Annotated in this window: 10 protein-coding genes; 9 read left to right on the forward strand and 1 reads right to left on the reverse strand. The window is 43.7% G+C overall.

What is annotated here, in order from left to right; all coding sequences use genetic code 11:
• The first annotated feature begins 48 nt into the window (after positions 1-48).
• From HM131_RS03965 to icmF, 7 genes are all read left to right on the forward strand, one after another.
• Positions 49-1236, forward strand: a complete 1188-nt coding sequence (locus HM131_RS03965) for an acetyl-CoA C-acetyltransferase (protein WP_085028184.1) — start codon at positions 49-51, stop codon at positions 1234-1236.
• Between the two features lie 14 nt (positions 1237-1250).
• Positions 1251-2102, forward strand: a complete 852-nt coding sequence (locus HM131_RS03970) for a 3-hydroxybutyryl-CoA dehydrogenase (RefSeq protein WP_085028187.1) — start codon at positions 1251-1253, stop codon at positions 2100-2102.
• Positions 2103-2123: 21 nt separating this feature from the next.
• Complete coding sequence (locus tag HM131_RS03975; RefSeq protein WP_085028189.1) at positions 2124-3269, forward strand: acyl-CoA dehydrogenase; 1146 nt, start codon at positions 2124-2126, stop codon at positions 3267-3269.
• Between the two features lie 13 nt (positions 3270-3282).
• Positions 3283-4425 (forward strand): acyl-CoA dehydrogenase, encoded by a 1143-nt coding sequence (locus HM131_RS03980; RefSeq protein WP_085028191.1) that lies wholly within the window; start codon positions 3283-3285, stop codon positions 4423-4425.
• Between the two features lie 162 nt (positions 4426-4587).
• Complete coding sequence (gene meaB / locus HM131_RS03985; RefSeq protein WP_085028193.1) at positions 4588-5526, forward strand: methylmalonyl Co-A mutase-associated GTPase MeaB; 939 nt, start codon at positions 4588-4590, stop codon at positions 5524-5526.
• A 2-nt stretch (positions 5527-5528) separates the two neighbouring features.
• Entirely contained in the window at positions 5529-6161 is a 633-nt protein-coding gene (locus HM131_RS03990; RefSeq protein ID WP_085028195.1) for a TetR/AcrR family transcriptional regulator, read from the forward strand.
• Between the two features lie 15 nt (positions 6162-6176).
• Positions 6177-9422, forward strand: coding sequence for a fused isobutyryl-CoA mutase/GTPase IcmF (icmF, locus tag HM131_RS03995; protein ID WP_085028197.1), 3246 nt, complete (start codon positions 6177-6179; stop codon positions 9420-9422).
• Positions 9423-9970: 548 nt separating this feature from the next.
• Here the strand turns inward: icmF and HM131_RS04000 are convergent.
• Positions 9971-10288 (reverse strand): hypothetical protein, encoded by a 318-nt coding sequence (locus HM131_RS04000; protein WP_085028199.1) that lies wholly within the window; start codon positions 10286-10288, stop codon positions 9971-9973.
• Positions 10289-10551: 263 nt separating this feature from the next.
• Between HM131_RS04000 and rpoE the strand changes: the two genes are divergently transcribed.
• Both rpoE and HM131_RS04010 read left to right on the forward strand, forming a co-directional pair.
• Positions 10552-11091 (forward strand): DNA-directed RNA polymerase subunit delta, encoded by a 540-nt coding sequence (rpoE, locus tag HM131_RS04005; RefSeq protein ID WP_085028200.1) that lies wholly within the window; start codon positions 10552-10554, stop codon positions 11089-11091.
• A 169-nt stretch (positions 11092-11260) separates the two neighbouring features.
• On the forward strand, positions 11261-12886 hold the full coding sequence (locus HM131_RS04010) for a CTP synthase (RefSeq protein WP_085028201.1): 1626 nt from the start codon (positions 11261-11263) through the stop codon (positions 12884-12886).
• The last annotated feature ends 28 nt before the right edge of the window (positions 12887-12914 follow it).

The raw sequence follows: 12914 nt of genomic DNA on the forward strand, positions 1-12914 counted from the left end.
TCAATCGTCAATTTTGAAAGCGTTATCAATAAAGGGAGGAAATCAAACATGCGTAAAACAGTAATCGTTTCAGGAGCACGTACACCTTTTGGAAAATTCGGAGGAGCTTTGGCACCACTGACTGCCGCTCAGCTTGGGGGGATTGTGATTAAAGAAGCGTTGAAGCGTGCAAATTTCAATGCTGAAGATGTAAATGAAGTCATCATGGGCACAGTTTTGCAAGGTGGTCAAGGCCAGCTTCCGTCTCGCCAGGCCTCTCGTGAAGCAGGTATCCCGTGGGATGTAAAGACAGAAACGGTCAACAAAGTGTGTGCGTCTGGAATGAGAAGTGTGACAATGGCGGATCAGTTTATTCGACTAGGGGACGAAGAAGTCATTGTGGCCGGAGGAATGGAAAGTATGAGCAATGCGCCTTACTTTATGCCAAAAGCACGCTGGGGTTTACGCATGGGAGATTCTCCTGTGAAAGATATGATGGTTCACGATGGACTTACGTGTTCCTTTGAAAATGTACACATGGGGAATTACGGCAACCGCACGGCAGAAGAATTCGAGCTGACAAGAGAAGCACAGGATGAATGGTCCTACCGCAGTCATCAGCGCGCCGTTAAAGCAATTGAAGAAGGAACAATGGCTGAAGAAATCGTGTCTGTAGAAGTACCTCAGCGAAAAGGAGATCCGATTTCTGTAGAGCGTGACGAAGCTCCAAGAAAAAATACCACAGTCGAAGCATTATCCAAATTACGTCCGGTTTTTGACAAGAATGGAACGATTACAGCAGGTAACGCACCAGGAGTCAATGATGGTGCTTGTGCAATGCTTCTGATGTCAGATGAGAAAGCGAAAGAGCTGGGAGCAGATACACTGGCTACGATTCTGGCACACGATGAAGTAGCTGTTGAAGCACAAGACTTTCCTCAGACACCGGGACTTGTGATCAATAAACTTTTAGAAAAAGCAGGGAAATCCATAGACGAAATCGATTTGTTTGAAGTAAACGAAGCATTCGCAGCCGTCTCGCTGGCAAGCGGTAAAATTGCTGGTCTTGATCCTGAAAAAGTAAACGTCAATGGTGGAGCTGTTGCGCTTGGTCACCCAATTGGAGCAAGCGGTGCAAGAATTTTACTTACACTGGCTTATGAATTAAAACGCCGTGGCGGTGGTCTTGGAATAGCTGCGATCTGTTCAGGCGGCGGTCAAGGCGATGCTGTTCTAATCGAAGTACCGAAACAATAGGGGAGGAACGACACATGACAATCAACCAAGTGATGGTTATTGGAGCAGGACAAATGGGAGCTGGAATAGCTCAGGTCTTTGCTCAATCTGGCCTTAATGTAAAATTGAACGATCTACAACAGGAAGCACTGGATAAAGGATTGAACGGAATCGAAAAACGATTCAATCGTGCGGTTGAAAAAGGAAAAATGTCCGAGGAAGAAAAACAGACGGCGCTTGGACATTTATCTGGAACAACGAATCTTAAAGATGCGTCTGACTGTGACCTTGTTATTGAAGCTGTCGTTGAAAATATGGACATTAAAACAAAAGTGTTTAAAAGCCTGGATGAAATTACACCTGGCCATGCCATTCTTGCGACAAACACATCGTCCCTTCCAATTACTGAGATTGCGGCTGCAACAGAACGGCCTTCACAAGTGATCGGCATGCATTTTATGAACCCTGTGCCTGTCATGAAGCTAGTTGAAATCATCCGTGCAATCCAGACAAGTGATGAGACCTTCCAGGCGATTGAAGATATGGCGAAAAAGTTGAATAAGTCACCGGTAGAAGTTGAAGATTTCCCAGGGTTTGTTTCTAATAGAATACTGATGCCGATGATTAATGAAGCGATCTACACCGTTCATGAAGGGGTTGCTTCTCCAGAGGACGTTGATACGGTTATGAAGCTCGGGATGAATCATCCAATGGGGCCGCTCACTTTAGCTGATTTCATTGGACTTGATACATGCTTATATATCATGGAAGTTCTTTATGAAGGTTTCGGAGACAGCAAATACCGCCCTTGTCCGCTGCTGCGTAAATACGTTAAAGCCGGCTGGCTCGGTAAGAAGTCAGGGCGAGGATTCTACAGCTACGAATAACATGCGAAGGGGAGAATGACGATGCACTTACAGTTTACGGATGAACAACAAATGATGCGGAAAATGGTGCGGGACTTTGCTGAAAAAGAGGTGGCTCCAGCTGTAGAGCGAATGGAGAGAGAAGACCGATTCCCTAAAGAACTGCTTCCAAAGATGGGAGAGCTTGGGCTAATGGGGATTCCCATTCCTGAAAAATACGGCGGGGCAGAGATGGATTATACTTCTTACATCATCGCCATTCATGAACTCTCTAAAGTTAGCGGGACCCTTGGTGTGATCCTGTCTGTGCACACGTCTGTTGGCACGAATCCGATTTTGTATTTCGGAACAGAGGAGCAGAAGCAGAAATATATTCCAAAGCTGGCTTCAGGCGAATACTTAGGAGCTTTCGCCCTCACAGAGCCAAGCGCCGGTTCTGATGCAAGCAGTTTGAAAACCCGAGCAAAAAAACGCGACAATCACTACATTCTGAACGGTTCAAAGGTATTTATCACAAACGGCGGTGAAGCAGATACGTTCATCGTATTTGCTAGAACAAACCCTGATGTTCCAACTGGAAAAGGGTTGAGTGCATTCATTGTGGAGAGGGATACTCCGGGGTTTTCGATTGGAAAAGCAGAGAAAAAAATGGGCTTGCATGGATCCAGCACGGTTTCCTTGAATTTTGATCAATGTGAAGTGCCAGCGTCTCAGCTTTTAGGGAAGGAAGGCGAAGGCTATAAAATTGCTCTATCCAACCTGAACATGGGCAGGATCGGAATCGCCGCGCAATCTCTCGGCATTGCAGAAGCAGCCCTTGAACATGCCACAGCTTACGCAAAAGAACGTGTCCAGTTCGGTCAGCCGATCGCGAAACTTCAAGGTATATCATTTAAGCTTGCTGACATGGCAACAGCCGTAGAAGCTTCCAAGCTGCTCGTATACAATGCAGCGTCTATGCAGCAACAAGGCGTGAAATGCGGCAAAGAAGTATCCATGGCTAAACTGATGGCATCTAAAACAGCTGTAGACACAGCAATCGAGGCGGTCCAAATTCACGGTGGTTATGGTTATACAGAAGATTATGCCGTTGAACGCTTCTTCAGAGATGCAAAGGTATGTGAAATTTATGAGGGAACAAGTGAGATCCAGCGAATTGTCGTTAGCAATCACTTGATCAGAGATTGAGGAGGATTTGAGGATGAATTTTACTTTAACAGAAGAACAAGAAATGCTGCGCAAAATGGTTCGCGACTTTGCTAAAAATGAAGTTGAACCTACTGCGGCTGAACGTGATGAAGAAGAAAGGTTCGATCGTGAAATTTTCGATAAGATGGCAGAGCTTGGATTAACAGGGATCCCTTGGCCGGAAGAATACGGCGGAATAGGTTCGGACTTCGTGAGCTATGTGATTGCGGTAGAAGAGCTGTCCCGTGTGTGTGCATCAACAGGGGTAACGCTATCAGCTCACATTTCTTTAGCCAGCTGGCCAATCTTTAAATTCGGCAATGAGGAGCAGAAGAAAACGTATCTTTCCCAACTGGCTACCGGAGAAAAGCTAGGCGCCTATGCTCTATCTGAGCCAGGCGCAGGCAGTGACGTTTCTTCTATGAGAACGCAAGCAAAACTCGATGGAGACCACTACGTGCTGAATGGAAACAAAGTTTGGATTACAAACGGTGGTGTCGCTGACATTTACATTGTTTTTGCTAAGACCGATCCAGAAGCAGGCAGTCGTGGCGTAAGTGCGTTTATCGTTGAAAAAGATACGCCAGGTTTCACGACAGGTAAGAAAGAAAAGAAACTAGGAATCCGTTCCTCTCCTACAACGGAATTGATTTTTGAAGATTGTAAAGTGCCAAAAGAAAACCTGCTTGGAGAAGAGGGGCAGGGATTCAAAATCGCTATGATGACCCTTGATGGTGGACGAAACGGAATCGCTGCACAAGCCGTTGGTATTGCTCAAGGAGCCTTAGATGAGTCTGTTTCTTATTCAAAAGAAAGAGAGCAATTCGGCAAACCAATCGCTAAACTGCAAGGAATCTCCTTTAAGCTTGCCGATATGGCTACACAAATCGAGGCTTCAAGACTATTAACCTATCAAGCTGCTTACTTAGAATCAGAAGGACTACCGTACGCCAAAGCTTCTGCGATGGCGAAGCTTTATGCCGGGGATGCAGCGATGAAGATAACAACAGAAGCCGTTCAAGTACACGGTGGGTATGGCTATACGAAAGATTATCCAGTTGAACGTTACATGCGTGACGCAAAAATCACCCAAATCTATGAAGGCACCCAAGAAATCCAACGCCTCGTCATAGGTAGGATGGTAACGAAGGATTAGGCAATGGAGCCGGATAAGATTATGTGCCGAATTGCCTTGGTCAGCCCCTCGTATTGAGGGCCCAAGTGCGGAGGCGACTGACCAGCGTGTATAAACGGAGCTGCACTAAGGATTCGATTACTTTTTCATAGCTAAGATTGAAGATAGAAAGGTGACAAATTTATGCATCCACTCGCTGAAAGGATTCAAAAACAGGATATGAGGGCTCTTGCCAAGGCCATCACATTAGTTGAAAACGACGATGAGAAAAAACTGGAACTGATGAGTGATATTTTTTCTATTAAGAAAAAAGCTCATTACATTGGTATTACCGGGTCACCTGGGGCGGGGAAAAGCTCCTTAATCAACAGGTTTCTTACTTATTTAAGAAGCCTGGATCTGACAGTCGCTGTCATTGCCGTTGATCCAACCAGTCCTTTCAGCGGAGGTTCTCTGCTTGGTGACCGCACTAGGATGAACCAGCACTTTATGGATCCTGGAATATTCATTCGCAGTATGGCTACAAGAGGTAGCTTAGGAGGTTTGGCAAGAGCCACTAAGGATGCGATTCGTGTCTGTGATGCCTATGGTTTTGACATCGTTCTTGTTGAAACAGTAGGCGTCGGGCAGTCAGAGCTCGATATTATGAAAGTTGTTGATACAACAGGTCTCGTTCTTACACCAAACAGTGGAGATGTCTTACAGATATTTAAAGCAGGGATTATGGAAATTGCTGATCTTTTCATTATTAATAAGGCGGATCTTCCTGGTGTAGAAAAGCTGAAGAACACATTAGAAGAATACATGATGATTGCTCAGCCTAAAGGCTGGCAGCCGCCGATCATTAAAACGATCTCCACAGAAAATGAAGGAATGGAGACGTTTTATGAAAAGGTGAATGCCCATCAGAATTACTTATACGAGACAGATCAAGGTCTTAAACAAAGAAAACAGCAATTAAAGTTGGAAGTCTACGAATTAATTCGAGAGGAAATTTGGCGTGAAGTGAAGGCAGAGATTGAAGAGGATCAAGAAAAACAGCAAGTGTTCCAAGATCCTAGTGCAGATCCTTATCAATTGGCCCGCTCCTGGTTTCAAGAATGGATGCGAAAAGGAGAATGACGATGGCCAAAAACCAAGTTCCTTCTTCAATAAAGGATGAAATGCTAGTTCTGAAGCGGCGTAACCAAATGGTTAGAGGCGCTGTATCACTTTTTATTGAAAAAGGTTTTCATAAGACGACTACAAGAGAAATTGCAAAAGCATCAGGTTTTAGTATTGGAACACTTTATGAATACATCCGTAAAAAAGAGGACGTGCTTTTTCTAGTCTGTGATTCGATCTACCAGCGAGTGAAAGAGAGAATGGAAGCCTCAATCGATCCTAACCAGGCAAGCATTCAAAGTCTTGTTCATGCGATTCGCTCGTATTTTCAGCTCATGGATGACATGCAAGATGAAGTGCTTGTCATGTATCAGGAAGTTAAATCTTTGCCCCGTGATGCACAGGACTATGTTTTGCAAAAAGAAAGAGATATGGTAGCGATGCTCGAACAAGTCATTCTCAACAGTCTTTCTGAAAAACGGTCAGATCACGAAATTAAACTGATCGCAAATAACATATTTGTCCAGGGCCAGATGTGGGGGTTCAGACGCTGGATCTTGCAGCGGACATTCACGCTTGAGTCTTATACAGAAACTCAAATTCAGCTGTTATTAGAAGGGTTAAACGAAACGGAAAAAGAAAGTTCTAAGTAAAGGAGGATATCGGACATGGAACAGCCGACGGTTTATCAACCGAAAAATCCCGTTCGATTCGTCACAGCTTCCAGTCTTTTTGATGGGCATGATGCTTCTATTAACATCATGCGCAGAATTTTACAATCGACTGGAGCGGAAGTGATTCACCTTGGTCACAATAGAGCAGTTGAAGACGTAGTCAATGCTGCCATTCAAGAAGATGCACAAGGTATTGCTATTTCTTCCTATCAGGGAGGACACGTCGAGTATTTCAAATACATGGTAGATTTATTGGAGCAAAAAGGTGCAGGTCATATCCGCGTGTATGGAGGCGGAGGTGGAGTGATTATCCCCAGGGAAATTAGAGAGCTTCATGAATATGGAGTGGCTCGAGTATTTTCTCCTGAAGATGGTAGATCTCTTGGACTGCAAGGTATGATAAATCTCATGATCGAAGAGTGTGACTTTTTGCCGCCATTGAATGTTGAAAAAAGTGTGGCAGAGCTCTCTGGAGGAAACCATCAGGCCATCGCCCGGTTCATCACCTATGTGGAGAACACTCCGAAGGAAGAGCGTGAAGCTGTAGCCGCTTTTGAAACCGCTGTCAAAAACACAGTAGATAAAAAAGTTCCTGTTCTCGGAATCACAGGGACAGGAGGAGCGGGTAAAAGCTCACTGACTGATGAGCTAATCAGAAGATTTATCAATGAGATTCCGGATAAGAAGATTGCTATTTTGTCAGTCGACCCTACCAAAAAGAAAACGGGAGGAGCACTTCTAGGAGATCGAATCCGTATGAATGCGATTTTTAATCCGCGTGTTTATATGAGATCGATGGCGACAAGGGACGCGAGCTCAGAGCTCTCTAAATCAATCGAAGAAGCGATCCAAGTGGTAAAAGCAGCAGGTTTTGATTTTATTATCGTAGAAACGAGCGGAATCGGTCAGGGCGATGCAGCCATTACGGATGTAACAGACTTGTCCATGTACGTGATGACGGCTGAATTCGGTGCTCCATCTCAATTAGAAAAAATCGACATGATTGATTTTGCTGATTTTATTGTCATTAATAAGTTTGAGCAAAAAGGTTCTGAGGACGCGATGAACCAGGTCCGCAAGCAGTATCAGCGCAGTCACATGCTCTTCCATGACGATGCTTCGAAATTCCCTGTTTTCGGTACAATCGCCAGTCAATTTAATGATCCAGGTACAAACACGCTTTTCGCTGCCATTGTTGATCAGTTGAATGAAAGATATTCTTGGCAGGATCAAACATCACTTGAGCGTGTCGATAAAGTAGAAAAACAGAATGTCATTATCCCAAATGAACGGAAGCAATACTTGCGTGATATCTCTCTTGCCGTTCGAAATTATCATAAAAAGACAGAAGATCAAGCAGAAAAAGCTCGCAAACTTTACCAATTGAAAGGTACGTTGGAAGAGTTGACAGATGAAGAGACGAAGGCGAGTATTGAGCGCTTGATTGAGGATTACGAGAAGTCCATTGACCGTGAGGCAAAAGAGAAATTAGAGGATTGGGATGGATTGCACGAACGTTACAGTGGGGACACGTACACGTTTAAAGTGCGGAATAAGGAAATTACGATGGATCTCACGACAGAAAGTCTATCAGGTTTGAAAATTCCTAAAGTCGCTTTGCCTAACTACTCAGATTGGGGAGACCGTTTGACATGGCTGCTTCGTGAAAATGTTCCAGGCGCTTTTCCTTTTACAGCTGGAGTTTTTCCATTTAAGCGAAAAGGAGAAGATCCAAAGCGTCAGTTCGCTGGAGAAGGTACACCGGAACGTACCAACCGACGCTTCCACTATCTTTCAGAAGGTGACGATGCTAAACGTTTGAGTACGGCCTTTGACTCCGTAACCTTATACGGGGAAGACCCAGATGAGCGCCCGGATATTTACGGAAAAGTTGGCGAGAGCGGTGTGAACATTTGTACGTTGGAAGATATGAAGAAATTGTATGACGGTTTTGACCTTGTTGATCCAACGACATCGGTTTCAATGACGATCAATGGTCCGGCACCAATCATTCTGGCGATGTTCTTCAATACAGCGATCGACCAGCAAATGAATAAATTCCGCGAAGAAAATGGCCGTGAGCCTAACGAAGAAGAAGCGGCTCAAATTAAAGCGGAAACGATCCACGTTGTCCGCGGAACTGTCCAGGCGGATATCTTGAAAGAAGACCAGGGGCAGAACACATGTATTTTCTCAACGGAATTCGCGTTAAGGATGATGGGTGATATCCAACAGTATTTTATTGATCATCAAGTGCGTAATTATTATTCCGTATCTATTTCTGGCTATCACATTGCAGAAGCTGGAGCAAATCCAATTTCACAACTTGCATTCACACTTGCGAACGGCTTTACCTATGTCGAGTATTATTTAAGTCGCGGTATGGATATCAATAAATTTGCACCGAACCTTTCGTTCTTCTTCTCAAACGGCCTTGATCCAGAATATACAGTCATGGGTCGCGTGGCCAGAAGAATCTGGGCGATTGTCATGAAAGAAAAATACGGAGCGAACGAGCGAAGCCAGAAGTTGAAATACCATATTCAAACCTCCGGCCGATCCTTACACGCTCAGGAGATTGACTTTAACGATATTCGTACAACGTTGCAAGCGTTAATTGCGATTCAGGATAATTGTAATTCCTTGCACACGAACTCATATGATGAAGCAATCACGACACCGACCGAAGAGTCTGTCCGTCGTGCAATGGCGATCCAAATGATCATCAGTAAGGAATTCGGATTGACGAAAAACGAGAACTCCCTGCAAGGTTCCTATATCATTCGTGAACTGACAGACCTCGTAGAGGAAGCCGTTTTACAAGAATTCGAACGCATTAATGATCGCGGCGGGGTTCTTGGAGCAATGGAACGTCAATATCAAAGAGGCAAAATACAAGAAGAATCCCTCTATTATGAAGGGAAAAAACACTCTGGAGAGCTTCCGATTGTTGGCGTGAACACCTATTTGAATCCGAACCCGCCATCTGAAGAGCAAATCGACTCTATGGAATTAGCAAGAGCTTCTAAAGAAGAAAAAGAGCACCAGATCGCCGAGCTTAGAAACTTCCAGGAAGCACACGAAGATCACGCAGAGGAAGCCTTAGAGCGTTTGAAGCAAGTAGCGAGCGGAGGCGGAAACATTTTTGAAGAATTAATGGAAACCGTTAAAGTCGCAAGCCTCGGCCAAATCACAAACGCCCTCTACCAGGTTGGAGGACAATATAGAAGGAATATGTAAATTAGAAAAGCGGAAACACTCCGGGAGACACGACAAGCATAAGACAAAGAACGCAGTGAGGTGTTTTTCCTCACGGGGATCTTTGACTTATGTCTCGAGTGTCTGAGTGTTGGAGCTAGACAACATTAAGTGCGGAGGCGACTGTCCAGCGACGTACGAACTGGACTGAGCTGGAGGAGATAAAGGAAACACGAAGAACGGAGTGATTCGATGTTGACTTATCGTACAGAAGCGAGGGAAGTTACGCTAGTCGCTAGGAGCCGCAGCCGGATAGAGATAAGTGCGGAGGCGACTGTCCAGCGACGTACGAACGCAATTAAACTAAACCATAACTCCTTAACGTAGTAAGATAGCGCCCTAACTTGAGGCAATTGCCCCTTAACGCAAACCTATTGTGCCCTAACTCACGCCATTAGCGACTTAACGCCTAGCAATAGCACCCTAACGACAACTCCACCTTTCTTATGAAAAAAGCGCCCTGCCTTATAAAGACAGGGCGCTTAAATTATCGAAAAGTGTAACCATACTGTTTTTCTACTTTCTAAAAATCAGTGCCCTCCACCGATCTGGTCTTTATCATGAGCCTGGTTGATTTCGGTTACATAGGGCTTCTTCATTCCATACCATTCATAAGTAACGTTGTAATGCTCACCTGTTTCAAGAAGCATCCAAGTACTTGTATCTTTCACATGCAGCTTTTTATCATTGAGATGAATGTAGTAACCGTCTTCATGATGAGTTTTTTCAGTCAGGGTTGCTTCTTCCAGGTGCTTAGAGTGAATCATCCCGTAGTTGTAAGTCAGCCAGATTGCAAGTATTGCTACTATAATGATCGTTGCAATCCAGTTAAAGGGGTGGGTTTTCATAATACTTCTCTCCTTTATGTTCGTCCATTGCCTTCTATTATTTTAAATTAAAATAAAGCGAACACCAAGTTTCATGTCTATCATTAGTTTGTTTAAGGTGTTTATTTTCATGTAGGTTTGGTTAGAAAGTTAAAAGAAGAACCTTCTATTATCTATTTGATTTTTATAAGGTCAAAACATATAATGGATGGTATGATTAAATGTGATTCGTATGCCTGTGTGGCCATTTATTCTATATATTGAATATAAAGGAGTGCTGGATCGTGAGCTTAAAAGAACTGAGCCAAGAGCAAATTGATGAAATTTCTATGATTGACCTTGCAACGATCATTTTAGAAGAAGAGAAAGAAGCGATTGATTTCAATGAAATCTTCAACCGAATTGCTTCTATGAAAGGTTTCAGTGAGAAGCAGAAAGAAGAGTACATTGCGCAATTTTACACTGACATGAACATCGATGGCATGTTCATGACGATCGGGACAAATAAATGGGGGCTTAAGCACTGGTACCCTGTAGAACAAATGGAAGAAGAAATTGCCAACCTTCCACAGAAACGTAAGAAGAAAAAGAAGAAGAAGAAACCTTCCAAGCTTCTTGAAGATGAACTTGGAGTTTCAGAATACGATGCTGATGACGATGATCTGGAAGAGGATCTTGATCTTACAGATGAAGATTTAGACCTGGATGATGATGAAGATGATTTTGAAGGTGACTATGAAGATGATGACCTCGACGAAGAGGAAGAAGAAATCGTAGAGGATGACATCAGCTTTATTGGAGACGACGAAGAGAACGAAGAATAATTCTGCTGGATGGTTGACTTTCAAAAGTCAAATCAGTACAATCTTATTTGGGCTCTTTAATTTCTTAAACGAAATGTTCAAACGCTCCCCGCGCGGTGGGGAGCGTTTTTTATTTTTTTAAGCCTTCCTTATCATTACTTTGCTTAAATAGCGAATAACTATAAAGACTATGAGAGAAAGAGGGATCATCGTGGCAACAAAATATATCTTTGTAACAGGTGGTGTTGTATCTTCCTTAGGAAAAGGAATTACAGCGGCATCTTTAGGACGGTTATTGAAAAATAGAGGACTGAAAGTAACCATTCAGAAATTCGACCCATACATCAACGTCGATCCGGGAACGATGAGTCCTTACCAGCACGGAGAGGTTTTTGTAACGGAAGATGGGGCGGAAACGGACCTTGATTTAGGTCACTATGAGCGTTTCATCGATATCAACCTGAATAAATTCAGTAACGTGACAACAGGAAAAGTTTACTCCAATGTCATTAAAAAAGAACGTCGCGGTGATTATCTAGGCGGGACTGTTCAGGTTATCCCACATATCACCAATGAAATTAAAGATCGTGTTTTCCGTGCAGGGCATGAGACAAATGCGGATGTGGTCATTACAGAAATCGGCGGAACTGTAGGCGATATAGAATCTCTTCCATTCCTTGAGGCGATTCGTCAGATCAAGAGTGACATCGGCCGTGAGCATGTGATGTATATTCACTGTACACTTGTGCCTTACTTGCAAGCTGCAGGAGAAATGAAAACAAAACCGACTCAGCACAGTGTAAAAGAGCTGCGCTCTCTTGGTATTCAGCCTGATGTCATCGTCTTGCGTACAGAAATGGAAATATCTGAAGACATGAAAGAAAAGATTGCCCTTTTCTGCGACATTAATAAAGAATCTGTCATTGAAGCTCGTGATGCGGATACCCTTTATAACGTACCCATTACATTGCAAGATCAAAAACTGGACCAGATCACATGTGATCACTTCGGTTTGGATTGTCCGCCTGCTGATATGACCGAATGGAATAAACTAATTGATCAAGTGAAGAACTTGCAAGAGCAAGCGACAATCGCTCTTGTTGGTAAATATGTTGAGCTTCCGGATGCTTACATTTCCGTTGTAGAAGCATTGAAACATGCTGGGTACAGCTACAACGCAGATATTGATGTAAAATGGGTGAACTCTGAAAACGTCACGCGCAGCAATGTAGCTGAAATGCTTCAAGGCGTTGATGGTATCCTTGTTCCAGGTGGATTTGGAGATCGAGGAATCGAAGGTAAGATTGAAGCGATTCGTTATGCCCGTGAAGAACAAGTGCCTTTCTTAGGGATTTGCCTTGGTATGCAGCTGGCTACAGTTGAATTTGCGCGTAACGTCTTGAACCTTAGCGGAGCTCATTCTGCAGAAATTGATCCAACGACCCCTCATCCAATCATTGACCTGCTGCCTGAGCAAAAAGAAATTTCTGATCTAGGAGGAACTCTAAGATTAGGGATATATCCTTCTCGTCTGAAAGAAGATACAAGAGCGATGGAAGCCTACGGTGAAGAAGTGATCTATGAACGTCACCGTCATCGTTTTGAGTTCAACAATCATTACCGTGAGCAAATGGAAGCAGCAGGCTTTAAGTTCTCTGGAACAAGTCCTGATGGGCGTCTAGTTGAAATCATTGAAGTGGAAGATCACCCTTGGTTTGTTGCGAGTCAGTTCCACCCTGAATTTAAATCTCGTCCAACTCGTCCACAAGAGTTGTTCCATGGCTTTATCGGAGCAGCAATGAAGCAGCAATATTAATGGCAGAAAAGGCAAAGAGTAAATTCTC

Origin of the sequence: Halobacillus mangrovi, assembly GCF_002097535.1 — a bacterium.
GTDB lineage: Bacteria > Bacillota > Bacilli > Bacillales > Halobacillaceae > Halobacillus > Halobacillus mangrovi_A.